25 protein-coding genes, 1 tRNA gene and 1 pseudogene are annotated in these 23,990 nt (G+C 70.6%); 12 read left to right on the top strand and 15 right to left on the bottom strand.

The annotated features are described in order from the left end of the window. Window positions 1-421: 421 nt before the first annotated feature. From RM479_RS21120 to RM479_RS21100, 5 genes are all read right to left on the bottom strand, one after another. Window positions 422-1,183: an ABC transporter permease gene (locus tag RM479_RS21120; RefSeq protein ID WP_311513504.1), complete on the bottom strand. Its 762-nt coding sequence runs from the start codon at window positions 1,181-1,183 to the stop codon at window positions 422-424. Next, window positions 1,180-1,968: an ABC transporter ATP-binding protein gene (locus tag RM479_RS21115; protein ID WP_311513503.1), complete on the bottom strand. Its 789-nt coding sequence runs from the start codon at window positions 1,966-1,968 to the stop codon at window positions 1,180-1,182. Before RM479_RS21115 ends, RM479_RS21120 begins: the two co-directional genes overlap by 4 nt. Continuing rightward, window positions 1,965-2,336 (bottom strand): DUF1048 domain-containing protein, encoded by a 372-nt coding sequence (locus tag RM479_RS21110; RefSeq protein ID WP_311513502.1) that lies wholly within the window; start codon window positions 2,334-2,336, stop codon window positions 1,965-1,967. Before RM479_RS21110 ends, RM479_RS21115 begins: the two co-directional genes overlap by 4 nt. A 131-nt stretch (window positions 2,337-2,467) precedes the next feature. Further along, the gene (locus RM479_RS21105; protein ID WP_274810357.1) at window positions 2,468-2,797 is read right to left on the bottom strand and encodes a PadR family transcriptional regulator; all 330 of its coding nucleotides are present in this window, start codon (window positions 2,795-2,797) and stop codon (window positions 2,468-2,470) included. A 485-nt stretch (window positions 2,798-3,282) separates the two neighbouring features. Beyond that, a complete protein-coding gene (locus RM479_RS21100; RefSeq protein WP_311513511.1) occupies window positions 3,283-3,474 on the bottom strand; it encodes a DUF397 domain-containing protein in 192 nt (63 codons plus the stop codon). A gap of 400 nt (window positions 3,475-3,874) precedes the next feature. Here RM479_RS21100 and RM479_RS21095 point away from each other — a divergent pair, with 400 nt between their 5' ends. Next, window positions 3,875-4,027: a hypothetical protein gene (locus RM479_RS21095; RefSeq protein WP_311513501.1), complete on the top strand. Its 153-nt coding sequence runs from the start codon at window positions 3,875-3,877 to the stop codon at window positions 4,025-4,027. Window positions 4,028-4,106: 79 nt separating this feature from the next. Here the strand turns inward: RM479_RS21095 and RM479_RS21090 are convergent. The 4 genes and pseudogenes from RM479_RS21090 to RM479_RS21075 all read right to left on the bottom strand — a co-directional run. Then, window positions 4,107-5,180: pseudogene (locus RM479_RS21090) on the bottom strand (DUF3500 domain-containing protein); the annotation flags it as partial. Between the two features lie 304 nt (window positions 5,181-5,484). After that, window positions 5,485-5,874, bottom strand: coding sequence for a RidA family protein (locus RM479_RS21085; protein ID WP_311513499.1), 390 nt, complete (start codon window positions 5,872-5,874; stop codon window positions 5,485-5,487). A gap of 1 nt (window position 5,875) precedes the next feature. Beyond that, a complete protein-coding gene (locus RM479_RS21080; protein WP_311513498.1) occupies window positions 5,876-6,457 on the bottom strand; it encodes a CGNR zinc finger domain-containing protein in 582 nt (193 codons plus the stop codon). A 59-nt stretch (window positions 6,458-6,516) separates the two neighbouring features. Beyond that, a complete protein-coding gene (locus tag RM479_RS21075; protein ID WP_311513497.1) occupies window positions 6,517-7,542 on the bottom strand; it encodes a helix-turn-helix transcriptional regulator in 1,026 nt (341 codons plus the stop codon). 94 nt (window positions 7,543-7,636) lie between these two features. On the opposite strand from RM479_RS21075, the gene RM479_RS21070 reads away from it, so the two are divergent. Continuing rightward, complete coding sequence (locus RM479_RS21070) at window positions 7,637-8,092, top strand: VOC family protein (protein ID WP_311513496.1); 456 nt, start codon at window positions 7,637-7,639, stop codon at window positions 8,090-8,092. 99 nt (window positions 8,093-8,191) lie between these two features. Here RM479_RS21070 and RM479_RS21065 read toward each other — a convergent pair whose 3' ends face one another. Continuing rightward, on the bottom strand, window positions 8,192-9,034 hold the full coding sequence (locus tag RM479_RS21065; RefSeq protein ID WP_274810348.1) for an alpha/beta fold hydrolase: 843 nt from the start codon (window positions 9,032-9,034) through the stop codon (window positions 8,192-8,194). Window positions 9,035-9,126: 92 nt separating this feature from the next. On the opposite strand from RM479_RS21065, the gene RM479_RS21060 reads away from it, so the two are divergent. Beyond that, complete coding sequence (locus tag RM479_RS21060; RefSeq protein WP_311513495.1) at window positions 9,127-9,702, top strand: TetR/AcrR family transcriptional regulator; 576 nt, start codon at window positions 9,127-9,129, stop codon at window positions 9,700-9,702. A 40-nt stretch (window positions 9,703-9,742) separates the two neighbouring features. Here the strand turns inward: RM479_RS21060 and RM479_RS21055 are convergent, their stop codons facing one another. Beyond that, entirely contained in the window at window positions 9,743-11,359 is a 1,617-nt protein-coding gene (locus tag RM479_RS21055; RefSeq protein WP_311513494.1) for a glycoside hydrolase family 13 protein, read from the bottom strand. Window positions 11,360-11,616: 257 nt separating this feature from the next. Between RM479_RS21055 and RM479_RS21050 the strand changes: the two genes are divergently transcribed. The 3 genes from RM479_RS21050 (at window position 11,617) to RM479_RS21040 (ending at window position 14,764) form a co-directional block, all read left to right on the top strand. Further along, window positions 11,617-12,915: an ABC transporter substrate-binding protein gene (locus tag RM479_RS21050; protein ID WP_311513493.1), complete on the top strand. Its 1,299-nt coding sequence runs from the start codon at window positions 11,617-11,619 to the stop codon at window positions 12,913-12,915. A gap of 86 nt (window positions 12,916-13,001) precedes the next feature. Further along, window positions 13,002-13,853, top strand: coding sequence for a carbohydrate ABC transporter permease (locus RM479_RS21045; protein WP_311513510.1), 852 nt, complete (start codon window positions 13,002-13,004; stop codon window positions 13,851-13,853). Then, entirely contained in the window at window positions 13,850-14,764 is a 915-nt protein-coding gene (locus RM479_RS21040; RefSeq protein WP_311513492.1) for a carbohydrate ABC transporter permease, read from the top strand. Before RM479_RS21045 ends, RM479_RS21040 begins: the two co-directional genes overlap by 4 nt. A gap of 28 nt (window positions 14,765-14,792) precedes the next feature. Here RM479_RS21040 and RM479_RS21035 read toward each other — a convergent pair whose 3' ends face one another. After that, window positions 14,793-15,341: a TetR/AcrR family transcriptional regulator gene (locus RM479_RS21035; protein ID WP_311513491.1), complete on the bottom strand. Its 549-nt coding sequence runs from the start codon at window positions 15,339-15,341 to the stop codon at window positions 14,793-14,795. Between the two features lie 53 nt (window positions 15,342-15,394). On the opposite strand from RM479_RS21035, the gene RM479_RS21030 reads away from it, so the two are divergent. Further along, complete coding sequence (locus tag RM479_RS21030; RefSeq protein WP_311513490.1) at window positions 15,395-16,450, top strand: FAD-dependent monooxygenase; 1,056 nt, start codon at window positions 15,395-15,397, stop codon at window positions 16,448-16,450. Between the two features lie 98 nt (window positions 16,451-16,548). Here RM479_RS21030 and RM479_RS21025 read toward each other — a convergent pair whose 3' ends face one another. Further along, the gene (locus RM479_RS21025; protein ID WP_311513509.1) at window positions 16,549-18,315 is read right to left on the bottom strand and encodes an ABC transporter ATP-binding protein; all 1,767 of its coding nucleotides are present in this window, start codon (window positions 18,313-18,315) and stop codon (window positions 16,549-16,551) included. 138 nt (window positions 18,316-18,453) lie between these two features. Between RM479_RS21025 and RM479_RS21020 the strand changes: the two genes are divergently transcribed. Then, window positions 18,454-19,047 carry a TetR/AcrR family transcriptional regulator gene (locus tag RM479_RS21020; RefSeq protein WP_311513489.1) on the top strand — a complete coding sequence of 198 codons (594 nt, stop codon included), beginning with the start codon at window positions 18,454-18,456 and terminating at the stop codon, window positions 19,045-19,047. A 9-nt stretch (window positions 19,048-19,056) separates the two neighbouring features. On the opposite strand, the gene RM479_RS21015 is transcribed toward RM479_RS21020, so the two are convergent. Beyond that, window positions 19,057-19,350 (bottom strand): GroES family chaperonin, encoded by a 294-nt coding sequence (locus tag RM479_RS21015; RefSeq protein WP_274810400.1) that lies wholly within the window; start codon window positions 19,348-19,350, stop codon window positions 19,057-19,059. A 162-nt stretch (window positions 19,351-19,512) separates the two neighbouring features. Between RM479_RS21015 and RM479_RS21010 the strand changes: the two genes are divergently transcribed. From RM479_RS21010 to RM479_RS20995, 4 genes are all read left to right on the top strand, one after another. Then, a tRNA-Ala gene (locus RM479_RS21010) sits at window positions 19,513-19,585 on the top strand. A gap of 650 nt (window positions 19,586-20,235) precedes the next feature. Next, a complete protein-coding gene (locus tag RM479_RS21005; protein ID WP_311513488.1) occupies window positions 20,236-21,072 on the top strand; it encodes an alpha/beta hydrolase in 837 nt (278 codons plus the stop codon). After that, entirely contained in the window at window positions 21,069-22,037 is a 969-nt protein-coding gene (locus tag RM479_RS21000; RefSeq protein ID WP_311513487.1) for an ATP-binding cassette domain-containing protein, read from the top strand. The genes RM479_RS21005 and RM479_RS21000 overlap by 4 nt, the downstream gene beginning before the upstream one ends. After that, window positions 22,037-22,831, top strand: coding sequence for an ABC transporter permease (locus tag RM479_RS20995; RefSeq protein ID WP_311513486.1), 795 nt, complete (start codon window positions 22,037-22,039; stop codon window positions 22,829-22,831). Before RM479_RS21000 ends, RM479_RS20995 begins: the two co-directional genes overlap by 1 nt. Before the next feature lie 102 nt (window positions 22,832-22,933). On the opposite strand, the gene RM479_RS20990 is transcribed toward RM479_RS20995, so the two are convergent. Further along, the gene (locus tag RM479_RS20990; protein WP_311513485.1) at window positions 22,934-23,917 is read right to left on the bottom strand and encodes a LacI family DNA-binding transcriptional regulator; all 984 of its coding nucleotides are present in this window, start codon (window positions 23,915-23,917) and stop codon (window positions 22,934-22,936) included. Window positions 23,918-23,990 lie beyond the last annotated feature (73 nt).

Raw genomic sequence — 23,990 nt, 5'->3', positions numbered from 1 at the left:
GAATCCCCATAGCTCCACTCGACTCGGGACGACCCTGCTCGGGGGCCTTCGGCCGCCTCGCAGGGTCGTCTTCGTCATGTCCACCGGGGGGAGACCCCCCGAACCCCCCGAGGTGACCCCCTGTGGCGGGGGTGGTGTGTGGCGGTGCGGTGAGAGGGGCTTCTGCCTCGACGGGACGGCTTCGCCTGTTCGCGGGGGCGTTCTTCGTGTTCACCCGGGGGCCCCGGAACTTTTTGGGGTGACCGCCTGTGGTGGGGGTGGTGTGTGTCGGTGGGGTGGGTGGGGGCTTCTGCCTCGACGGGACGGCTTCGCCTGTTCCTGGCGGGGGAGACCTCTGAGTCCTTCGAAGGTGACGCCTGCGGCGGGGCCGCGTCCATCGGGGGCGCCTGCGTGGCGGTCTCGCCCGTGTCCCCGACCCGTCTCAGGAGATCTGGCGGCGGTAGGTGTTCATCGCGAAGCCGTAGGCCACGACGAGGATGCCCACGCACCAGGCCGGCGCGATCCAGATGTCGTCGCCGACCGGCTGCTCGGCGAACAGGTCGCGGATCGTGTTGACGATGGAGGTCACCGGCTGGTGTTCGGCGAACCACCGCACCGGGCCGGGCATCGTGTCGGTGGGCACGAACGCCGAGCTGAGGAACGGCAGGAAGATGAGCGGGTAGGAGAACGCGCTCGCGCCGTCCACGGTCTTGGCGGTCAGACCCGGGATCACGGCGATCCAGGTCAGCGCCAGGGTGAACAGGAACAGGATGCCGATGACCGAGAGCCAGGCCGTCAGCCCCGCGCCGGTGCGGAACCCCATGAGGAGCGCGACGCCCGTCACGATCGCGAGCGAGACCAGGTTGGCGACCAGCGAGGTCAGCACGTGTGCCCACAGCACGCCCGACCGGGCGATGGGCATGGACTGGAACCGCTCGAAGATCCCGCCCTGCATGTCCTGGAACAGCCGGAACGCGGTGTAGGCGATGCCCGAGGCGATCGTGATGAGCAGGATGCCGGGCAGCATGTAGTTCACATACGACTCCGAGCCGGTGTCGATCGCGCCGCCGAAGACGTAGACGAACATCAGCATCATGGCGATCGGCATGACCGCGGTCGTGACGATGGTGTCCGGGCTGCGCGAGACGTGGCGCAGGGAGCGCCCCAGCAGGGTGGTGGTGTCACTGAGGAAGTGTGTGGTCATGACCGTTCCTTGTCCGTGCCGTCGTCGCCGACCAGAGCGAGGAAGACGTCTTCGAGGGAGGGCTGCTTCTCGACGTACTCGACGGTGGCGGGGGGCAGCAGCCGCTTGAGTTCGTCGAGGGTGCCGTCGACGATGATGCGGCCCCGGTGGAGGATCGCGATCCGGTCGGCGAGCTGTTCGGCCTCGTCCAGGTACTGGGTGGTGAGCAGCACGGTGGTGCCGTTCTCGGTGAGTTCCTTGACGGTCCGCCACACCTCGATGCGCGCCTGGGGGTCCAGCCCGGTGGTGGGCTCGTCCAGGAAGATGATCGGCGGGTCGCCGATCAGGCTCATCGCGATGTCCAGGCGGCGACGCATGCCGCCGGAGTACGTCGCCACCTTCCGCCCGCCCGCGTCGGTGAGCGAGAAGCGGGCGAGCAGGTCGTCGGCGACCGCGCCCGGGTCCCGGAGGTGGCGCAGCCTGGCGACGAGCACGAGGTTCTCCCGGCCGGTGAGGATCTCGTCCACGGCCGCGAACTGTCCGGTGAGGCTGATGGAGTCGCGCACCTTCGCCGGCTGTGCGGCGACGTCGAAGCCGTTGACGCCGGCCGTGCCCGCGTCGGCCTTGAGCAGGGTGGACAGGATCTTCACCACCGTGGTCTTGCCCGCTCCGTTCGAGCCGAGCAGGGCGAAGACGCCGCCCCGGTCCACGTCGAAGTCCACACCCCGCAGCACACTCAGGTCCTTGTAGGACTTCTCCAGGCCCCGTACCCGGATCGCCGGGCCGGCGGTCGAGCGCGCCGTCATGAGCGGTTCCCCTCTTCTTCCTCGGCGCGCGCCACGGCTTCGACCAACCGGTCGCGTTCCTTCTTGATCCACTGGCCGTCCGAGTAGTTCGCGAGGAACATCTCCGCGAACTCCACCGGGTCCTCTCCGACGACCGCGCGGATCGGGGTACCGTCCGCCGCGGCCTGCTCGAACAGGTCCGCGAGCTCCTCCAGCATCGACATGAGGACGTCGCCCTTGACGATCGAGCCGAAGTACATCAGGTACCGCTCCAGCGCTTCGGCCGTCGTGCGGTAACTCGCGGGAAGCGCCTTGACGCGCGCCTTGTGCTCGCGCCAGCGGCGCTTGTCACCGAAGTCACCGACGATCTTCTCGATGAACGATGTCATCGGATCTCTCCTTCTTCTCTTTCGACGGCCGCGCGTTCGGCGGCCCGGTGGTGCTGCCCGGGAAGTCGGTCGGCGTGCGCCTCGCACGCCGACCGATCACGTTGGTGGTGGAGCGGGCCTTCTCGGCACCCTCACCCGTCTCCTTCGCGGAGCTGTTCCAGTCGTTGGGAGAGGAAGCTCCACGTGCTCCAGAACTCGTCGAGGTACTCCCGTCCCTGTGCGTTGAGGGAGTACACCTTGCGCGGCGGCCCCTTCTCCGACGGGACCTTCTCCACGTCGACCAGGCCGCGCTTTTCGACCCTGAGGAGCAGCGCGTAGACCGTGCCCTCCGCGATGTCGGAGAACCCCTGCTCCCGCAGCCACGCCGTGATCTCGTAGCCGTACGCGGACCGCACGGCCAGGATCGCCAGGACGATGCCCTCCAACGTGCCCTTGAGCATCTCCGTCATCTGCCTGCCCACGGAACACCTCTTCCGGCTACTCAATAGTGTTGACTACTGGTACATAGTAGCAATGAATAGTGAGGGCGCAAGTCCCCGGTCGCAACGGGGTTCTCGCCCTGGGAGGGTCCGGACGGCGCAGAGGCGGGTACCGACGACGCTCGCGTGTCACCCGGCCCGTGCCGGGGCGGGTCGTGGCGGTATCGCTCCGCGTGCGCACGGCGGTGGTCGGGCGCGGGTCGTTCCAGACCGGGGCCGGCGGCCACACCGGGGTTCCTCGGGGTATCCCCTCTTCGGCGCCGACCCGTCCGCGCTGCCCGGTCCCGCACGTCGGGGGGTCGGGTCCTGCTTCGGTGAGGTGCGCGAGGTCGTGCGCCGCTGATTTCCCGAGGTGGAGGAGATGGCGATCCTGGGCACGGACCCCGGGGCCGTCGTTTTTTCGGCGCCGCCCCCGAGGTGGTCGGGGGCGGCGCCGGTGGGGGATGTTCGAGGGTCGTCAGCCTCGGTCAGGGCTGAGAGGCCGCCAGTAGGAGCGCGGTCCATTCGGCGGCGGGGACCTCCAGGTGACCGAGCCCCGGATTCTGTGAGTCACGCACGGCAACGGCGGACGGAAGGTCCGCGACCTCGACACAGTCGTTCGCGGTCGCGCTGTAGCTGGACTTGTGGAAGTTCGGGGGAGGGGGACCGCCGGTGTGCATCGTCGTGTCTCCGGGGATGGGCAACGCTGTCGTCTCTCGTCTGCTTGCCCCTCACACCTGTCCGCGACACCCGACCTGACCTCATGAGGCCACCGGGCTTCGCGGCCTTTCCCGTGCAGTACCGGGCTCAGGCCCTGGCGGCCTGACCTTCAATTAGCCGGTCCAACCATCGGGGACCAGTTCAAATTGAACCGGGTCTGCGACATCCGCCGCCTCTCCTCGATCCAGGCGTTGGGGGTGTGGGCGAGCGTCCACCACGTGCCCTTGCGCTACCTGGGGCCGACCCTCGAAGGGCACGCCGTCTACGCCGCCACCCACGGACGCGCCACCCGGGTCGCGGTCACCGCCGGACGCGACCGCACCCGCTCCCGCTCGTCTGGCGCAGCCCCTTGGAAGCGCTGTGACCACCGACCCGACGCCGCGCATGCCGGACGACCTCACCCCCGCCGAACGCGACGCGGTCCTGCGTCAGGGCAGGGTCATCGCCGACCAGCGCGCCGCCGGTGCCCCTCTCCTGGGCGATCCCGACCGTGACTACCGCCACGGCGACTGAACCCCGATCACCGCGACGCGACGGCGCCGGCCGGGAACACGTCCCGACCGGCGCCGTCCTCCGATTTCTCGCCGAGAGGTCACTCCTCCCAGCCGTAGTCGGCGTTCTGGTCCCGGAACATCGTGTGCTGGTGCACCTCGGAGGTCTCCACCCCGGGCTGGTTGGAGAACTCGATCCACGCCGAGGGCCCGTCCAGACGGATGTAGGTGTCCACGTCGTCGGCGTCGATGGAACCGCTCCACGACAGGCGGGTCTCGTCGTACTCGGACACGTACCGCTCGATCAGCGCGTCCGCGGCCTCCTCGTCCAGGTCGCCGACCCAGGCGCGGAGCATCGCGGTCACCCGGTCCTGCTGCTCCTGGCCCAGGTCGCTCACCAGGACCCCCTCCTCCTCGGGGAAGGGGCCGTCGGAACCCGGGCCCAAGAGCAGGTCCTCGGTCCCGCTGTCGATCTCGGCCTCGGCCAGCCGCTCCTCGTCCAGGGCCGCGACCGCGCCCAGCGCGGCGTCGCGCTTGTCCTCCAGCGGGGCGTAGGACTCCCCCTCGTACTCGAACTCCATCGGCTCGGTGCCGGTCAGGCTCGGTGACAGCGTCACGTCGTCACCGGAGTAGGTGATGTTGTAGGCGACGTGGTGCCCGCCGTACTGGACCATGAAGGACTCGGTCTCGTCGGGCTCACCGAAGAACGACAGGTAGTACTCCTCCTCGCCGAATTCGAGCTGTCCCGGCCCGCCGTCCTGCGGCGCCTGTCCGCCCCCACCCTCCCGGGGCGCCTGCCCGTCGCCGCCGGGCGGCTGTGAGGGCGGTTCGCCCTGCCGTCCGTCCTCCTCGGCCGGGGCGGTCCCGTCCTCTTCCTCCTCCGAGCCCTCCTCCCCGGTTCCGCCCTGGTTCTCGTTCAGGTAGCCGTCGGCCGCCTGGATGGCGAGCAGTTCCTCGTAGCCCTGCTCGCTCAGCGCCGCTTCCATGACCGCCAGCGCGGCCTCCCGCTGCTCCTCGGTGAGGTCCTTCAACGCGATGCCGTTGCGCTCGACCATCGACGCCGGGAAGTTGGACCACCCGGTCGTCTTGGCCTCGTCGTCGTAGTCGTAGAGCACCGACTCCCGCTGCTCCTCGGAGAGCGTGTCCAGGAAGGCCTCGGCGGCGGCCACCACCTCGGCGGTGTTTGCGTTGCCGGTCCGGCTCTCGGAACCCGTCGTCTCGGCCGTGGCCACGGAGTCGGCCGCCGTGCCGGTGGCCGTGCAGCCGGCCAGCCCTACGGCGGCGGCCACCGCCGCGGCCAGCATCGTCACCTTCGTGGCCCTGCGGCCACGGTGTGCGGTTGAAGTGCCGTCGGTCATGGGTCCCCCGGATGGTGTCCTGATCTTTTTCCGTTCCCCCGATGCTCGGTGAACAGGGTGATGGCGGGACCAGAGCCGGTTGAAGGACCCGTGAGAAAAGCGCCGAAGGAGCGCGGGCGCTTCACGGCGCGACGGCGAGGGCCTCGATCTCCACGAGGACCTCGGGGCGGGCGAACCCCGCGACCTGGAGCACGGTGATCGCGGTCGGGTGCGGCCCCCACACCTCGGCGGCGGCCCGGTATCCGGCGGTCACGTCACCGCCCGCCTTCAGGTGGACGGTCAGCTTGGCGACACCGGTCTGGTCGGCCCCCGCCTCGGCGAGCACCGCGAGCACGTTGCGCAACGCCTGCGCCGTCTGCTCACCGAGGTCGTCGGAGACGACCGCGCCGGTGGCGTCGGTGCCGTTCTGCCCGCCGACGACGATCAGGGATCCGCCGTCGACGCGGACCCCCTGCGAGAACGCGGGGTGGGTGTGGAGCGCGGCCGGGTTCAGGTGGGTGATCTCCGACATGTCAGTTCTCCTCGGGGTTCGCGGCGGCGCGGCGTTCGCGCAGCCGTCGGATCTTGTGGCGGTTGCCGCACCGGCGCATCGAGCACCAGGTGCGCGATCCCGCGCGCGAGGTGTCCAGGTACATGAGGGCGCAGTCGTCGGCGGCGCAGATGCGGACGCGGTCGGGGCGGCCGAGCGAGGTCACCGCGTCGCGCCCGATGACGGCGAGCAGCCGGTCGGACGTGGGCTCCACGCGCGCACCGAGCTGTGGCGGCAGGTCGGGCATCGCGGCGTACCGGTCGATCACGGCGGCGGCCTCGTCCGGGAGCGGCAGGTCGCGTGCGACCGCCATCACGGCTCGGGCGATCGCGTCACGCAGCTCGCGTGCGTCCCGGTACGCCGTCCCGTCGACCGGTACCGCCGCCTCGAACCGCTCCCGCCACCACCGCTCCACGTCGGCCGGACCGTGCCAGTGCTCCCACTCGGGTGGGCCCTCGAACCCGCCGGTGTAGGCGAAGTCGAACGCGAGCGCGCCGGAGTCGAACCACCAGCGCCGCCCGTCGGGGGCGTCCAGCCACTGACCCGTGGTCGGTGTGCTCATCATGTAACCAGACTAGGTGGTTACCGATGACGGCACAAGGACGTGGGCGGGTGACTCCCCGGTCACGGGCGGCGAGGCCGCCGGTCCTCCCCCCGGTCCGGGACCGCCGCCTCGGCGTACCGCTCGGCGAGGAGGGCGAAGGCGTCCTTGAGCGCGTCCGGGCCGACGACCTCGATGTCGGCGTCGAACCGGCCGAGGTCGGCGGCCAGTGCGACCCACGACCACGAGCCCAGGACGAGCCTGCACCGGTCGGGCCCCAGTTCCTCGACGACACCGTCGCGGGTGTACGCGGACACGGTGGTGGCGGGCAGGCCGAGGATCACCTCTCCTCGACAGGGGGGACCGCCGGGGCCGTCGGATCCACCGAACCGGGCGGCGACGAAGGCACCCGCGTCCCCTCCCGGAGGCTCGCGGGGGGTGAACCGCGGTCCGGTGGGCGTGCGCGGGGCGATACGGTCCGCGCGGAAGGTCCGCCAGTCGTCCCGGTCCAGGTCCCAGGCGAGCAGGTACCAGCGCCCTCCCCTGGTGACCAGGTGGTGGGGCTCCACCCGCCGTGGTGGGGGACCGAGGGGGTCGTCACCGCGTTCTCGCTCCGGTGAGGTGTGGTCGAAGCGCAGCACCTCGCGTGCGTGCACGGCGGCGCCCAGCGTCGTGAGGACGCCGCCGTCGACCGGTGTGTCCGGTCGGGGGCCCGAGGTCTCGACCGCCGCGACCTCCAGGGTGTCGATCCGGCGGCGCAACCGTGCGGGCATGAACTGCCGGACGGTGTTCAGGGCGCGCGTCGCGTCCTCGGCGATGCCGGCGCCCGCTGCGGAGGTGGCGGCCAGGCGGAGCGCCACGGCCAGGGCGACGGCCTGCCCGTCGTCGAACAGCAGCGGGGGCAGGTCGGCGCCCGCGTCGAGCCGGTAGCCGCCGTCGGGGCCCTTGACGGTCGCGACGGGATAGCCGAGCTCGCGCAGCCGGTCGATGTCACGGCGCACGGTGCGCGGGCTGACGTCCAGCCGTTCGGCCAGGAGCGCCCCCGGCCAGTCCCGACGTGCCTGGAGGAGCGAGAGCAGCGTCAGCAGCCGCACGGAGGTCTTCTGCATGTCCCCATTCTGTCCGGGGAAGAGGCCACACCCTGGCCTCTTCCCCGGCGATCGTGTCCATGGGACGGCGGGTCGCCGAACACGGTGATCCGCCATGGGAACGATCGAGTACGAGGAGTCGGACATGTCCGTCAATACCGTGGTCCACGCGAACTTCCGGGGGGACGCCCGTGCGGCGCTGGACTTCTATCAGGGCGTCTTCGGCGGGGACGTCGCCGTCATCACCTACGGGGACGCACACAACGTCACCGACGAGTCCGAGGCGGAGCAGGTGATGTGGGGGCAGGTGGTCTCCGCCGCCGGCTTCCACCTGATGGCCTACGACGTGCCCGGACACACCCCGTGGAACCGGGGGGAGAACGCCTACTTCGTGTCGGTGCGCGGCGACTCGGTGGAGGAGGTCACCGCCTACTGGAAGGGGTTGGGCGAGGGCGGCACCGTCGTACAGCCCTTCGCGGAGTCCCCGTGGGCGCGGGCCTACGGCATGGTCAGGGACCGTTTCGGCCTCACCTGGGTCCTGGACGTCCCGCGGCCCCACGGCGCCTCCTGAACGGGCCGGGGCCGGGCGACGCGCGCCCGTCCGGCCCCGGTCCGTCATCGAACCGGCCCGGCCCCCGTCGGGGGCCGGGTCTCGTTCATCCCTCCCGGGTCACTTGGTGACGAAGGGGACCAGCGCCTCGTTGACCTCGGCGGCGTGCGTCCACAGCAGACCGTGGGGAGCGCCCTCGATCTCGACGTACTCGGCCTCGGGCACGGCCTCGTGGAACGGGCGCGCGGTGGCGTCGATCGGCAGGATGTTGTCGGCGGTCCCGTGCAGGATCAGGATGGGCTTGCCCGCCTCACGGACGGCCGCGACGTCCGCGCGGAAGTCCTCGATCCAGGTCGGCACCACGGCGTAGGCCGCCACGGGGGCGCTGCCGACGGCCGTGTTCCAGTTGGCGGTCACGACCTCCTGGCTGATCCGGGTGCCCAGGTTCTCGTCCAGGTTGTAGAAGTTCTTGTAGAAATCCGTGAACCAGGCGTACCGGTCGGTGTACGCGGCGTCGGCGATGCCGTCGAAGACCTCCTGCGGTACCCCGGTCGGGTTGTCGTCGGTCTGGAGGAGGAACGGCTCCAGCGAGGCCAGGAAGGCCAGTTTCGCGACGCGCTCGTGGCCGTGGTTCTTGACGTACCGGGCGAGTTCGCCGGTGCCCATGGAGAAGCCGACGAGGATCACGTCGCGCAGGTCCAGGGTCTCCAGCAGGGTGTTCAGGTCGGCGGCGAAGGTGTCGTAGTCGTACCCCTCGCCGACCTTGGAGGAGCCGCCGAAGCCGCGCCGGTCGTAGGTGATCACGCGCTTGCCGGCCTTGATCAGCTCGCGCGCCTGGAGTTCCCAGCTGGCGCCGTTGAGCGGATAGCCGTGGATGAGGACGACCGGCTGCCCCTGGCCGTGGTCCTCGTAGTAGAGCTCGATGTCCGTGCTGTTCTCCGTGCCGACCTTGATGAACGCCATGATCTCGCCTTTCCCACTGTAGAGAACGGTCGTTCTCCCTCGTGTCGGCTACTATAGAGAACGATCGTTCTCATTGCAAGGAGGGGCTCGAAGTGATCGATGACGTGCAGGCCCGGGAGAGGATCGTGGTCGCGGCCGACGCCCTCTTCTACGCCCACGGGGTCAACTCGATCGGGATGGACGCGGTGCGCGAGCGGTCCGGTTTCCCCCTCAAGCGCATCTACAAGCTGTTCCCGTCCAAGGAGGACCTCGTCCTCGCCGTGCTCGATCACCGGTCGCGGAGCTGGGACTCGGGCATCGCGCGGGCCGCGGAGACCGCCGCCGACCCCACCGGCCGGTTGCTGGCCGTCTTCGACTTCCTCGCCGCCTGGTTCCGTGAGGACGACTTCCGGGGCTGCGCCTTCATCAACGCCTACGGCGAACTCGGCCCCGGCTCCTCCCGGGTGGCGGACGCGGTGCGCGCACAGAAGGAGTCCTTCCAGCGCTACGTCGACGACCTGGTCGGTCGGATCGGCGGTTCTCCCGGGCTGGCCGCGCAACTGGTGCTGCTCGCCGAGGGCGCGCAGACCGCCGCCGCCATCTCCGGCTCCCCGGCCGCCGCCGACGTGGCCCGCGACGCGGCCCGCACCCTCATCGAGGCCGACCGCGCCGCGGCCCGGGACCGGTGAGGCGACGCCCCCCATCGCGATGTCCGCCCCCTCGGGGTGGTCAGCGGCGCAACCACACGGCGGTGTCACCCGGCAGACGGTCCCCGACCGGGCCGCTGGCGAGCAGGACCCTCCCCTCGGGCAGCTCCACCGGTTCGGGGCCCGTGTTGACCAGGACCAGGGTCTCCGATCCCCGCCAGAAGGCCAGAACCGGGCCCTGGTCCGACGTGTCGTCCCAGACGAGGCCCTCGTCGGAGGCGAACCCGCGACGCAGTCCCAGGGCCCGCCGGTACAGGTGCAGTGTCGAGTCCGGGTCCCGTTCCTGGGCGGTCACGGAGTACCGCCCCCAGTCGGCGGGCTGGGGCAGCCACGACCCGTTCACGCCGAACCCGAAGGAGGTGCCCCCCTCGGTCCACGGGAGCGGCACCCGGCAGCCGTCCCGGCCCTTGTCGGTGCCGCCGCCGCGCACCCAGCGCGGGTCCTCCAGGGCCTCGCGGGGTAGATCGGCGACCTCCGGAAGGCCCAGCTCCTCGCCCTGGTGGATGTAGGCCGAGCCCGGCAGGGCGAACTCCAACAGGGCCAGCGCCCGTGCCCGGCGCGTGCCCAGGACGAGGTCCGGGGCCGGGTCGCGACCGTCCCCCAGGAGCCAGGTCCGGTGATCGGTGCCCGGGGGCAGCCCCAAGGACGACACCGGGCGCACCACGTCGTGGTTGCCCACCACCCACGTGGGCACGGTGCCCACCGCGCGGGCGTCGGCGAGTGAGGAGTCGATGACCTTCCGGTAGGCGTCCGCGTCCCACGGCGTGCGCAGGAAGTCGAAGTTGAACGCCTGGTCCAGTTCGTCCGGCCGGGTGTACAGCACGCGCCGGTCGCCCGGCAGCCACACCTCGCCCACGGTCGCGGGCGGCGGATCGAACTCCGCCAGCACCCGGCGCCAGTCCCGGTAGACGTCGTGCACCTCGGGCCGGTCCAGGAACGGGTGATCGGGGTTGGCCAGGATGTCCTCGAACCGATCGCCCTCCACCAGCACCAGGTCGCGCAGCGGATCCAGGTCCTTGACCAGGGCGTAGGCGACGTCGATGCGGAATCCGTCCACCCCGCGCCGGCTCCAGAACCGCAGGATGTCGCGGAACTCCTCGCGGACCCGCGGATGATCCCAGTTCAGATCCGGCTGCTCGGGGGCGAACACGTGCAGGTACCACCGACCGTCGGGCACCCGGGTCCACGCCGGTCCGCCGAAGGTCGAGCGCCAGTTGGTCGGCGGCAGCGCGCCGTCGGGCCCCCGGCCGGGGCGGAAGACGTACAGGTCGCGCTCGGGCGCGTCGGCGGAGGCCAGGGCGGCCCGGAACCACGGGTGCTCCTCCGAGGTGTGGTTGGGCACGATGTCCACCATCACCTTGAGGCCGAGCCGGTGCGCCTCGGTGACCACGGCGTCGAACCCGGCCAGGTCACCCAGCCGGGGGTCCACGTTCCGGAAGTCGCTGACGTCGTACCCCCCGTCGGCCCAGGGCGAGGTGTAGAACGGCGACAGCCAGACCCCGTCCGCACCCAGGTCCGCGATGTGCCCCAGCCGGTCGACGAGTCCCGCCAGGTCGCCGACCCCGTCCCCGTCGCCGTCCGCGAAACTGCGCGGATAGACCTGGTAGAGCACCGCGTCGCGCCACCATCGTCGTTCCATGGCCGCCTTCTCGTCCGCCGGATGTACCCGATGTCGCGTCCACGTTACGAGCGCGGTCCCTGAGGGTGCAATGCCCGGGTGGAGAGTGGCCGTATACACCATTCATGTGGCTTTTTGGGGGGTTTCTTCCGTGTTTCTATGTTGACCTGATCACACTTTGAGTGACATCGTTCTCACACGACCACGGGAAGCCTGACGACCCAGACGCACTCGGTGCCTCGCGACCGGACACCCTCCGGGCGCGGAAGGAGAGAGTCATGTCCGTACTGTCACGTCGTGGTGTGCGCGCGTTCGCCGCCGGCACCTCCGCCTTCGCCCTGGCCCTGGCCACGGGCTGCGGATCCCCTCCGGGCGAGGAGGTCGAGGGGGACGGGGAGAGCGCCGGTCTGGCCGACGACCCCCAGTTCGTGTGGGCCGTCACCGGGGCGGACCGGCAGATCCACGAGGACGTCGCCCGCCTGTGGAACGAGGTCAACCCCGAAGAGCAGGTCGAGGTCTTCTTCCTCGCCCCCACCGCCGACGAACAGCGCCAGGCCATGTTCCAGGACCTCCAGAGCCAGGCCGGGCAGTTCGACGTCCTGGGCCTGGACGTCATCTGGACCGGTGAGTTCGCGGACTTCGGCTACATCGAGAGCCTGGAGGACCTGCGCCCGGAGATCTCCGACGTCAGCCTGCCCGGCGCCATCGACAGCGCCCAGTGGCAGCAGGAGCTCTACGCCCTGCCCTACTCGTCCAACGGCGCGTTCCTGTACTACCGCACCGACCTGATCGACGAACCGCCCACCACCTGGGACGAGCTGTACGAGACCGGCACGGAGGCCGCCGAGGAGGCCGGGATCTCCGCCTACGTCGGCCAGGGCGACCAGTACGAGGGTTTCGTCGTCAACTACCTGGAGCTGTTCTGGGCCGCCGACGGCGAGCTGTTCGACGAGGGCCAGACGGAGAGCCTGTTCCTGGAGGGCGACGCCGCCACCACCGCGCTGGACTTCATGACCGAGGCCTATGAGAGCGGGTTCTACGCCGAGGGCTTCGACTCCATGGTCGAGGACGACGCACGCGCCCTCTTCCAGGCCGGCGAGGCCGTCTACATGCGGAACTGGCCCTACGCCGTGCCGCTGCTGGAGGGCCAGGAGGGCGAGGAGAGCGAGGTCGCCGAGGACTTCGCGGTGGCGCCGCTGCCCACCTTCGACGGTGAGGGCAGCACCAGCGCCCTGGGTGGGCTCAACAACGCCGTCAGCACCCTGAGCGAGAACAAGGAACTGGCCCGCGAGTTCGTCCTGTGGGCCGCCACCGACCCCGACGCCCAGGCGATCCTGGCCGACAACAGCCTGCCGCCCACCATGCTCAGCGCCTACGACGGGGCCGAGGACCCCAACTTCGAGATGCTCCGGGACATCCTGACCGACGCGCACGCCCGGCCGCCGGTGCCCGGCTACAACTCGCTGTCCCTGACGATCCAGGACAACCTGCACCCCGCCTACCTGGGGCAGGCCGACGCCGAGGAGTCGTTGGAGACGGTCGACGGGGCCGCCTCCGACGCGCTCGAACAGGAGTAGGGCCGCCCATGGCGACGATCCGCAGCGCCGGTCCACCGGTGCGTAAGAAGGACGAACGCATCCGTCGCGGACTGGGAGAACGGGCGATGGGGCGCATCTTCCTGGCCCCGTCGTTCACCTTCATGGCCGTGATCGCGCTGTTCCCGGTCTTCTACGCCCTCTGGATGAGCCTCTACCAGATCCGGGGCTTCCGCCAGGAGTTCATCGGTATAGACAACTACCTGCGGGCCCTGAGCGACCCCGGCTTCTACAACGCGGTCCTCAACACCCTGATCTTCACGCTCGCGTCGGTATCGCTGGAATTCGTCATCGGTCTGATGTTCGCGCTGATCATGCACCAGGTGTTCGTCGGTCGCGGCCTGGCCCGCGCGATCATCCTGGTGCCCTGGGTGATCCCGACCGCCGTCGCCGCCCAGGTGTGGCGGTACATGTTCGACCACAACCCCGGGTTCGTGAACGGGGTGCTGAACACGGAGATCAACTGGTTGCGCGATCCCGCCTGGTCGATGGTCGGGATCATCGCAGCCGACGTCTGGAAGACCGCGCCGTTCGTGGCGCTGCTGCTGCTCGCGGGGCTCCAGACCATTCCCAGGGACTACTACGAGGCGGCCAGGGTCGACGGGGCCGGGGCGATACAGCGCTTCTGGTCCATCACCCTGCCGCTGCTGCGTCCGGCGATCGTGGTGGCCCTGTTGTTCCGCACCGTGGACGCGCTGCGCATGTTCGACTTCGCGTACGTGTTCGCGGGGTACTCGAACTCGCTGGCGACGCTGTCGGTGTACGCGCAGCGCTTCCTGGTCGCCGAACCCCAGTTGGGGTACGCGAACGCGCTGTCCACGGTCACGTTCGTGGTCGTCATGCTGGTCGGTCTGGCCTTCATCAGCCGGATGGGCCGCCACATGGTCGGTGATGTGGCACGGCGAGGGGAGAAGCGATGACGGAGCGGACGGAGACGGACCGGGCGCGGGGGGCGGTGCGCCGCGCGCACCGGCCGCGCCGCACCACGCATCCGGCCGTGGTCGGCGGGCTCAAGATCCTGGGGCTGGCCCTGGTGCTGGGATGGTGCCTGTTCCCGTTCCTGTGGATGGGCATGACCAGTCTGCGCACCGGTTCGGTGGCGCTCACCGATCCCAACATCCTCCGGGGCCCGTTCAGCCTCGCCAACTACGAGCAGGTCCTCGACCTGGGGTTCCAGTACGCGCTGCGCAACTCGCTGATCGTGGCGGCACTGACCACGATCATCTGCATCCCGGTGGCCGCACTGGCGGGTTACGCGCTGGCGCGGCTGCCGCTGGCGGGCAGGTTCCTGCTGCTCGCGGCGACCCTGGTGGCGACGCTGTTCCCGCCGGTGGCGCTGGTCAACCCGCTGTACCAGATGTACCTCAAGCTCGGCGAGTGGACCGGGATCAACCTGCTCAACACCTACACGGGCCTGGTGATCCCGTACGTGGCCCTGACCCTGCCGCTGGCGATCTTCATCCTCGCCACGTTCTTCGCGGGCATCCCCCGCGAGATCGAGGAGTCGGCGAAGGTCGACGGGGCCACGCCGTTCCAGGCGTTCTGGCGTGTGGTGGTCCCGCTGGCGGCGCCCGGCGTCGGGGCGGCGGCCATCCTCACCTTCGTGTACGCCACCAACGAGTTCCTGCTCGCGTTCTCGTTCGCGCCCCGTGACCTCAACGTGCAGACCGTCCCCGTGTTCGTCGGCACGTTCGAGCGGGTCGGGTACGAGAACCCGATCGGGCAGATCATGGCCGCGTCGGTGCTGGTGTCGGTTCCGCTGATCGCCTTCGCGCTGATCCTGCAACGCCGGATCGTGGCCGGCCTGACGTCCGGGGCGGTCAAGGGCTGAGTCCGGGCGCCCGGGTGGCGGGACCCGGTCAGGACAGGCAGGCGCGGACCACGGCGGCCATCCGCTCCCGGGGTTCGAGGACCTCGGGGCGGGTGACCCCGCGCAGGATGAGCCCGTCGACGTAGGCCATGAGGCTGCGCGAGGCGGACTGCGGGTCGTCCGCCCCCAGGTGGTCGAGGATCCGCCCGCCCCACTCCTGGATGGCGGCGGCGCCCCGGGCCAGTGCCGCGGCGATCCGGGGGTCGTGGGTGGCCTCCACCGACAGCGCGTACCGGGCGACGGTGCGGATCCGGTCGGTGGTCACCGCCGCCCCGACGAATCGGGCCAGGGCGTCGATGAGGTGATCGACGGTGGGCTCGTCGGGGGTGTGCGTCCTCGCCCAATCCCGTCGGTCCAGCTCCTCCAGCCGTTCCACCACCCCGATGATCAGCGCGTCGCGGGTGCGGAAGTGGTTGGAGGTCGAGCCCTTGGGCAGGCCGGCCGCGGCGTCCACCTTTCCGTGGGTGAGGGCGTGCACGCCTCCGGTGCCCAGCAGGGTGATGGCGGCGTCCAGGGCGCGATCGCGGGTCCGTGACATGGCTCTACTATAAACGTAGTGACACTTCACTATGATCGTAGTAGCGTGGTGCCATGAACGGAAGAGCACTGATCGTCGGCGGCGGTATCGCCGGACTCGCGGCGGCCCGAGGACTCCTGCGCGCAGGCTGGGAGGTCGACGTCCGCGAACGCCTCTCCGAGCCCCCCGACATCGGTGGCGCCCTGGGCATGTGGTCGACCGCGCTGGACGCCCTGGACCGGCTCGGCCTCGTCGAGGAGGTGCGCGCCGTCGGATGCGCCCCCACCGGCGCCCTCATCGCCGACTCCGGCGGCCGGACCCTCGCCCGACTGGACTCCCGAGGTCCCTCCGTGCTCCTCGTCTCGCGTTCCACGCTGCTCCGGATCCTCGTCGCCGCCCTGCCCGCGGACACGGTCCGCTGGAACACCCCCGTCACGGCCGAGGAGATCGGACGGGCCACCGGGGCGGACGGGTTCGACGTGGTCATCGGCGCCGACGGAATCAACGGGACGGTCCGGCGCACCGTGTTCCCCGGCGCGCCCGCCTCCCGGCCGCTCGGCACCATCGCCTACCGCGGCGCGGTCCCCGGCCATGTGGACGCCTTCAGCGAGACGTGGGGGAACGGCCGGATCTTCGGGATCACCCCGATGGACGGTGAGAGGACCAACTGGTACGCCTCCCTCAACGCCGACCTGCTGCGCGGGCGCGACCCCGACGAGGACCCGGTCACGCTGCTGCGCGACCTGTACGGGGACTGGCATCCCGGGGTCGCCCGGGTCCTGGCGGGTCTGCCCGGCACCGCCATCGACCGGCGCGTCCTCCACGACCTGCCGGTCCTGTCCTCCTACGTGCACGGACCCCACGCCCTCATCGGCGACTCCGCCCACGCCATGGCGCCCCACCTGGGGCGGGGGGCCTGCGAGTCCCTGGTCGACGCCGCGGCCCTGGCGGAGGCGCTCTCCCTCGGACCCACGGTCGCCGACGGGCTGCGCCGCTACGACCGCCTCCGCCGCCGCCCCGCCGGACGGATCGTGCGCGCCTCGCGGGTGATGAACCGGGTCGCCATGGTCTCCCGCCTCGCGGGCGTCCGCGACGGCGTGCTGCGCACCGCCGGAACCCTGATGCGATGATCGCCGCGGTGCTCGGGGCCGACCGGAGCGGTCGGCCCCGTCCCTCGCCCCGGCCGGGGGAGCGGCCGGGGCGAGGGACCGGGAGGGATCGGCGACGATCAGACGGTCGCGGAGGGCTCGGGCAGATCGGCCCCGATCTCGGAGATGTGCAGGGCCGCCACCAGGTCCCGGTAGAGGCCGTCGCGTTCCAACAGCTCGGCGTGGGTCCCCTGGGCCCGTACCCGGCCGTCCTCCAGGAGGATGATCCGGTCGGCGTGGATCACCGTCGACAACCGGTGCGCCACCGTCACCACCGCCGCGTCGGCCGCGTGCCGGCGCACGCTCTCGGTGATCGCCGCCTCCGTGATGGCGTCCACCTGCGAGGTCGCCTCGTCCAGCAACAGCACGTCCGGAGAACGCAGCAGCGCCCGCGCCAGCGCCACCCGCTGACGCTGTCCACCCGAGAACGCGGTGGCGTCCAGCGGGGTGTCCAGCCCCTGCTCCAGGGAGTCGATCTTCTCGGTCAACCGGACGTCCTCCACCACCCGGCGGACCTCCTCCTCGGTGGCGTCCGGACGGCTGAACAGCAGGTTGTCCCGCAGGGTGCCCGGCACGACCGGGGTGTCCTGCTCCACGTAGGCGAAGTGCGCGCGCACCTCCTCGGGGGTCATCTCCCGGTAGGGGACGCCGTTCACCGAGACGCCGCCCCCCTCGGGCTCCAGGAAACGGAGCAGGAGGGACAGCACGGTCGTCTTGCCCGCCCCGGACGGGCCGACGATCGCGGTGTGCCCACGCCGCGGGATGGTCAGATCGACCCCCTTCAGGGCCGGCTCCGCGCCGGGGGCGTACCGGGCGGTGACCCCGTGCAGCCTCAGTAGCGCGCCCTCGGTCCCGGCGTGACCGTTGGCGGAGGGGCCGGCCTTCTCCACGGTCGACGCGGGTTCTTCGGCGGTCGGCTCCAACGGGATCGCCTCCACCTCGCGGATGCGCTTGGCCGCGGCGATGCCCGACTGGAGGGCGGTCATGCTCTGGGACAGCTCCATGACCGGGTTGAGCAGGGTGAACGCGTACAGCAGGAACGCGATCAGGGTGGACACACCGATGTCCCCGGAGGCGACCCGCAGGGCGCCCATGCCCAGGATGGCGATGATCGCCAACTGGACGCCGCTGAACGCGATCGTCCAGGCCACCGCCTCCCGGCGGACCGTCCGCACGCCGTGGTCGGCGGCCTCCTTCGCGTGGGCGAGGATCGTGTCCCCCAGCCGCCGCTCGGCCCGGCTGACCTTGACCGTCCGGACCGCCCGCAGCGCCCCGTCGAGGACGCCGCCCATGAGGCCGAGCGAGCCCTGTGCCTTCTCCTGGGCCGTGGCGATGGCGGGCATGAGGGTGAGGAACAGGACCGTCACGATGAGCACGGCCACGGCCGTGACACCGAAGAGGACCAGGTCCAGGATCGCCATCATCACCAGGGTGCCGACCAGCAGGACACCACCGTTGATCAGGCTGATGACACTGCTGGAGGCCGCCTCGCGGAGCAGGACGGTGTCGGAGGTGGCCCGGGTGACCAGCTCTCCGGAGGAGCGCTTGGAGAGCGGGATGAGGGCGGCGCGGAAGTAGCGGCGCACCAGGGAGGTACGCGCGTCCAGCACGACCTGCTCGGCGACGGTGCCGAGCAGGATCCAGTGGTACATGCCCAGGCCGGCGCCGACCACGAACAGGCCGAGCAGCAGCAGGATCGGCATCAGCAGCCCGCCGCCCTCGGAGAGGGTGTCCAGGACGAGCTTGATCACCATCGGGTTGGCCAACTCCAGGGCGGAGCCGAACAGGGCCAGGACGAGGCCCAGTAACAGCTTCCCCCGGTGCGGGCGAACGAACGACCACAGCACCTTGAGCTGGGCGAAGCGCGGCTCGGTGGATGCCGAAGATGGGGCATCACGGTTTTCGATAGGATGTGTCATGCTTCAAATTAGGTCATAGGTGACCGATTATTGTCAACAAAATATCCACAAGCCTAGGATGGACGCATGGTGAAGAGCGCTCCCGCAGACGAAGAGACGAGGACCCGTGCCCGAACCCGCCGCGCCATCCTCGACGCGGCGGTGGAGGTCCTCGGGGACAACCCGGCGGCACCCCTGTCCCACGTCGCCAAAGCCGCCGGGGTGGCCCGCAGCACCCTTCAGCGTTACTTCGCCGAACGCGCGGACCTGATCGCCGCCCTGGGCGAGTACGCGGACGAACTGGCAAACGAGGCCACCGAACGCGCCCGCACCACGGAGGGCACCGGCATCGAGGCGTTCACCCGACTGGTCGCGGAGTACTTCACGCTGCGGAAGATCATCATGCTGGCGTTCGGGTCGGAGGACTTCATCGACGCCCCTCCCGACGAGGAGAACTGTAGCCCCGCCGACCTGGCGCTCTTCGCGCTCGTCGAACGGGGACACGAGGACGGCACCATCGACCCCAAGATCACCCCGCTGTGGGCGCAGCAACTGCTGTGGTCCGGGCTGTACGCGGGGTGGACCTACGTCACCACGGCCAGGGTGCCCGCCTACGAGGCGCTCACCCTGTGCCTGCACTCGCTCGTCAAAGCGGTGGAACGACGGCCCGACCGGGGATAGGGACGAGCATCACAGGTACAGGCCGGTGCCCCGCTGGGGAGCCTCGTTCGCGATCGCGTGCACGTCCCGCTCGCGCAGGATGACGTACCGCTCGCCGTTCAGCTCGACCTCGCCCTGCTCCTCTGGGTCGAAGAGCACCCGGTCCCCGGTCTTGACGTGTCGGGCGCCGGTCCCCGCGCCGACGACCTCGCCCCAGGCGAGCCTGGTCGCCAACTTCACCGTGTCCGGGATGACCAGACCCGCGCTGCTGCGCCGCTCACTCTTGTCCGGGACCGTCTTCACCAACAGGCGGTCGTGGAGCATCTGGATCTCAAGCTTTGATTCGGCCACCACTCCAGGGTATTCGGCCGCGGACGGGGCTCGTCGCCCGCACCACGGACCCCGACGGCACCCCGTGGCGCAACCCGCACTTCACCTCCGGTACAGTATTTTCATCGCCGACCGGGGTAACCGAGCGGCGCACCAGGGGCTATGGCGCAGTTGGTAGCGCGCCTCCATGGCATGGAGGAGGTCTGGGGTTCGAATCCCCATAGCTCCACTCGACTCGGGACGACCCTGCTCGGGGGCCTTCGGCCGCCTCGCAGGGTCGTCTTCGTCATGTCCACCGGGGGGAGACCCCCCGAACCCCCCGAGGTGACCCCCTGTGGCTTGGGTCGCGTGGATCGGTGGGGTGGGTGGGGCCTGGTGCCTCAAGAGGACGGCTTCGCCTGTTCGCGGGGTCGTCCTTCGTGTTTCCGGGGGGAGACCCCCGGAACTTCCCGAGGTGACCCCCTGGGGTGGGGGCGTGGGTGGGGCCTGGTGCCTCGACGGGACGGTTTCGCTTGTTCGCGGGGGCGTCCTCGTCGTTCTGTAGGGAGCCCACCGGGTCGTCGTGGTGTGGCACGGGTCACGTGGGGCGAATCCTCTTCTTTCCTTTCGGGAATCACGTTCTCCGGTGTCGGAGAAACAACGGTGAACATTCCGCGACCGGTTCCGGTCACCGAGGAATGGTGTGGAGTTCGCGAACACCGCCACGGAAAAGGAGAATCCGCAGTTCACGCGGGCATCGCCACTTTCGTCGGTAGTGCCACCACCACCCGGGAGGTGGGCGTGGCGGGACGATGGTTCGGGAGTCGGCACCATCGAGCCCTCTGACCCGCGCGTCTAACGTCGGAGCACATGGGAAATCCCTCGATCCGACGGAGGAGCATGATCACCGCGGGCCCCCGAACCGCACCGTCCCCCACGCCCCTGCACTACGAGGAGCGAGAGTGGAACGGCCTCCGACTGTTGGCCTATGACGAGACCGGTGACGGGCGCATCGTCGAGGCGCTCGGCGATGTGGCGACCGCCGACCACATCGTCGTCCTCGTTCCGGGAAATGACAATTACCTGGGAAATTACTTCGACCCGAGCAGAGCCACCCGACCCCGGGTCAACGGCGCCACGCTGTTGAGGACCATGGGCGGTATCTCCCGGGGAGAACGGTTCGCCGTCGTGGTCTGGCTCGGCTATGACACCCCGCGCGGTTTCTTCGAAGGCGCCATGCGCGGCCCCGCGCGGGAGGGCGCTCGCGACCTGGTCCGGTTGACCCGCTTCCTGCCCCGTGACGCGCGGATCACCCTCATCGGCCACAGCTACGGCACCGTCGTGTGCGGGCTGGCCCTGGCCGAAGCGCGGGTCGACGACTGCATCGCCCTGGGCAGCCCCGGCATGGGCGGTTCCTCCGTCGCCGACCTGCGTTACGGCGGGAACCTGTGGGCCCTCCAGGGCGAGGAGGACTGGATCCGTTTCTTCCCGCGCGGCCGACTGGGCGACATCGGTCACGGCCCCACCCCGCTGCGGCCCGGCTTCGGGGCCGTGCGCGTCGAGACCGGACCCATCTCCGGACACTGCGCCTACTACACGGACGGCAGCGAGTCGGTGCGCAACATGGCCCGGATCGCGCTGGGCCGGTACGACGAGGTCACCCTGGTCGACCCCCTGACCCGGATCCCCCTGCCCCGGCCGGCCGTCGTCCTCTCGGAGGAGAGGATCCCCTCGTGATCACCCCGACGGGCCCGGTCATCCTCGCCGAAGGGGTGCGCAAGACCTACGCCTCCCGGAGCCGTCCCTCCCTGGACGGTTTCGACCTGACCGTGTTCCCCGGCACGGTGCACGCCCTGCTCGGCCCCAACGGCGCCGGCAAGACCACCGCCGTGCGGGTGATGTCCACCCTGACCCGCTTCGACGAGGGGCGGGTCCGGGTGGCGGGCCACGACGTGGTCGCCGAGAGCCGGCGGGTGCGCGAACGCATCGGCCTCACCGGCCAGTACGCCGCCCTCGACGAGGTGCTCAGCGGGCGACGGAACCTGGAGATGTTCGCCCGCCTGCACCATCTGCGCGCCAGGGCGGCCAAGGTCCGGGCCGCCGAACTGTTGGAGCGGTTCGGTCTCACCGACGCCGCCGAGCGGCCGGTCCGTCACTATTCCGGCGGCATGCGCCGCCGGCTGGACCTGGCCGCGAGCCTGATCCTGGACCCGAGGGTGCTGTTCCTGGACGAGCCCACCACCGGTCTGGACCCGCGCAGCCGCGCCGAGGTCTGGCGTGCCGTGCGGGACCTGGTCGACCGGGGCACCACCGTGCTCCTCACCACCCAGTACCTGGAGGAGGCGGACCGGTTGGCCGACGCGGTGTCGGTCGTCGAGGCCGGCCGGGTCATCGCCGAGGGCTCGCCCGAGGAACTCAAGAAACGGGTCGGGGGCAGCCGCGTGGAAGTGGTCCTCGCGGACCCCTCCCAGGTCGAGAAGGCCGCGGAGGTCCTGAAGAGGACGTGCGGGTCCCCCCTCGACGTGGATCCCGACACCCAGACGGTGCGCGCCCCCGTGGGCGGCCGTGGAAGTGAACTGGCCAGGGTCGTGCGGGCCTTGGACGAGGCCGGTCTGGAGGTGGAGGACATCGCGCTGCGCAGGCCGAGCCTGGACGAGGTGTTCCTCAGCCTGACCGGGCGCCGGACCGGGGAGGGGGCGTGATGACGCGCGTGGGATGGGCGGTGTCCGACACGTGGGTGGTGACCCGCCGCTACCTGTCACACCTGGTGTACAAACCCGACGAGCTGATCGGCACCCTGCTCATCCCGGTGCTGGCCGTGCTGTTGTTTGGGTTCGTGTTCGGCGAGACGATGGGCGCCGCCGCCGGGGTCGACGACTACCGCGACTTCCTGATGCCGGGCCTGTTCGCGCTGACGATGGCGTTCGGCATCGGCAACACCACGATCGCCGTGGTCACCGACGCCGGACGCGGTGTCATCGACAGGTTCCGCACCCTGCCGATGTCGCCCTCGGCGCTGTTGGCCGGGCGCAGCCTCTCCGACGTGATCTCCGGCGTGGTCGACCTGGTGGTGCTGGCGGGCATGGGCCTGCTCATCGGATGGCGCTGGCACGAGGGCTGGCTCTCGGCGCTCGCCGCGCTGGGACTGCTGCTGTGGCTGCGGCTGGCCTTCACCTGGATCGGCATCTACCTGGGCCTGGTGGTGCGCAGCCCCGAGTCGGCCATGAAGTTCTTCTCGCTGGTGTTCCCGTTGGCGATGGTCGCGGACACGTTCGTGCCGACCTCGGCCATGCCGGGCTGGCTGGCCCCCATCGCCGAGTGGAACCCGTTGTCGGCGACCGTGATCGCCGCCCGTGACCTGTTCGGTTCGCCCGGTGTCGTCTCCGACTCGTGGGTGGCGCAGAACGCCCTGCCGATGGCGCTGGTGTGGCCGCTGATCCTGTTGGCGGTGTTCGTTCCGCTCGCGGTGCACCGCTACCGCCGGGCCGCCCGGTAGCCGGCGGGTCGGGAACGCCGCCACCCGCGCCGGGGACCGCTTCAGGACACACCGCGCACCACCGTGCTCCTGTCGGCGCACGAGCACGTCGACCGCACCTCTTCAGGGACGGGGCGGCGCCGTGGAATCGCGCACCACCAGGGTGGGGGTGAGGACCTCGTGCCGGTCACCGGTACGGCCGCCCATGCGCTCCAGGAGGAGTTCGGTGGCCAACGTCCCCATGACCGCGCGGGGCTGGTCCACGCTGCTCAACCGGGGACGGACCACCTCGGCCAGGGACGTGTTGTCGTACCCCACCACGGAGACCCCGGGCGGGGCGTGGTCCAACACCGCGAGCGCGGCGAGGTCGTTGACCGCGAACACCGCGCTCGGACCCGCCGCCACGAGCGCGCCCGCCGCCTGCTCCCGGTCGGTGCCCACCGGCCGGACCAGCACCTCGTCGGCCAACCCCGCCTCGCGCATGGTCTCCCGGTAGCCCTCCTCGCGTGATCGCGACGACGGGCTCCCACTGCCGGACAGGTGCGCGATCCTCGTGTGGCCCAGCTCGACCAGGTGCCGGACCGCGGCCCGCGCCCCCGCGACGTCGTCGTTGGCGACCGTGTCCACACCGGGCGCGAACTCCCGCGGGCGTCCCACCATCACCACCGGCACCCGCCGCGCCGCGTCCGCCAGGGCCCGGGGCCCCACCCACGAGCTGACCACCACGACCCCGTCCACGTTGAGCTGCAACAGGGCGTCCAGCTGGTGTTCCAACCGCTTCCGGTCGCGGCGACCGTGGGCCAGCAGCACCGTGAACCCCCGGGCGTCGGCGGCCTCCTCCACCCCCGCCACGACCTCCGTGTGGTACGGGTTGGCCAGGTCGGTGAGCAGCACGCCCAGGATCATCGTGCGTCCCTGCACCAGCCCGCGCGCCAGCCGGTTGGAGCGGTACCCGAGCCGGTCGGCGGCGGCCAGGATGCGCGCCCCCGTCGCCTCGCTCACCCCCGGATCACCGCGCAACGCCAACGACACCAGGGATTTGGACACGCCGGCGGCCTCGGCCACGTCGACGATGGTGGGGCGGCGGCGGGGTCGTGTTCCTGTCACCCGGACATTGTGTCCCGAATCCGGTGTGCTCGCCCGATGTCGTCTGGAACGTTCCAGGTTCGTTTCCCGGCCA

Source organism: Nocardiopsis lambiniae, assembly GCF_031845465.1.
In the GTDB taxonomy this organism is placed as follows: Bacteria; Actinomycetota; Actinomycetes; order Streptosporangiales; family Streptosporangiaceae; genus Nocardiopsis; species Nocardiopsis lambiniae.
The sequence above is the reverse complement of the archived record's forward strand: the minus strand, read 5'-3'. Positions and strand labels throughout refer to the sequence as shown.

What these genes read in the sequence shown, in the direction of transcription:
- RM479_RS21120 (WP_311513504.1), bottom strand. Translation starts at nt 1,183, where the DNA reads ATGACCACACACTTCCTCAGTGACACCACCACCCTGCTGGGGCGCTCC.
- RM479_RS21115 (WP_311513503.1), bottom strand. Translation starts at nt 1,968, where the DNA reads ATGACGGCGCGCTCGACCGCCGGCCCGGCGATCCGGGTACGGGGCCTG.
- RM479_RS21110 (WP_311513502.1), bottom strand. Translation starts at nt 2,336, where the DNA reads ATGACATCGTTCATCGAGAAGATCGTCGGTGACTTCGGTGACAAGCGC.
- RM479_RS21100 (WP_311513511.1), bottom strand. Translation starts at nt 3,474, where the DNA reads ATGCACACCGGCGGTCCCCCTCCCCCGAACTTCCACAAGTCCAGCTAC.
- RM479_RS21085 (WP_311513499.1), bottom strand. Translation starts at nt 5,874, where the DNA reads ATGTCGGAGATCACCCACCTGAACCCGGCCGCGCTCCACACCCACCCC.
- RM479_RS21080 (WP_311513498.1), bottom strand. Translation starts at nt 6,457, where the DNA reads ATGATGAGCACACCGACCACGGGTCAGTGGCTGGACGCCCCCGACGGG.
- RM479_RS21075 (WP_311513497.1), bottom strand. Translation starts at nt 7,542, where the DNA reads ATGCAGAAGACCTCCGTGCGGCTGCTGACGCTGCTCTCGCTCCTCCAG.
- RM479_RS21070 (WP_311513496.1), top strand. Translation starts at nt 7,637, where the DNA reads ATGGGAACGATCGAGTACGAGGAGTCGGACATGTCCGTCAATACCGTG.
- RM479_RS21065 (WP_274810348.1), bottom strand. Translation starts at nt 9,034, where the DNA reads ATGGCGTTCATCAAGGTCGGCACGGAGAACAGCACGGACATCGAGCTC.
- RM479_RS21055 (WP_311513494.1), bottom strand. Translation starts at nt 11,359, where the DNA reads ATGGAACGACGATGGTGGCGCGACGCGGTGCTCTACCAGGTCTATCCG.
- RM479_RS21050 (WP_311513493.1), top strand. Translation starts at nt 11,617, where the DNA reads ATGTCCGTACTGTCACGTCGTGGTGTGCGCGCGTTCGCCGCCGGCACC.
- RM479_RS21045 (WP_311513510.1), top strand. Translation starts at nt 13,002, where the DNA reads ATGGGGCGCATCTTCCTGGCCCCGTCGTTCACCTTCATGGCCGTGATC.
- RM479_RS21040 (WP_311513492.1), top strand. Translation starts at nt 13,850, where the DNA reads ATGACGGAGCGGACGGAGACGGACCGGGCGCGGGGGGCGGTGCGCCGC.
- RM479_RS21035 (WP_311513491.1), bottom strand. Translation starts at nt 15,341, where the DNA reads ATGTCACGGACCCGCGATCGCGCCCTGGACGCCGCCATCACCCTGCTG.
- RM479_RS21030 (WP_311513490.1), top strand. Translation starts at nt 15,395, where the DNA reads ATGAACGGAAGAGCACTGATCGTCGGCGGCGGTATCGCCGGACTCGCG.
- RM479_RS21020 (WP_311513489.1), top strand. Translation starts at nt 18,454, where the DNA reads ATGGTGAAGAGCGCTCCCGCAGACGAAGAGACGAGGACCCGTGCCCGA.
- RM479_RS21015 (WP_274810400.1), bottom strand. Translation starts at nt 19,350, where the DNA reads ATGCTCCACGACCGCCTGTTGGTGAAGACGGTCCCGGACAAGAGTGAG.
- RM479_RS21005 (WP_311513488.1), top strand. Translation starts at nt 20,236, where the DNA reads ATGATCACCGCGGGCCCCCGAACCGCACCGTCCCCCACGCCCCTGCAC.
- RM479_RS20995 (WP_311513486.1), top strand. Translation starts at nt 22,037, where the DNA reads ATGACGCGCGTGGGATGGGCGGTGTCCGACACGTGGGTGGTGACCCGC.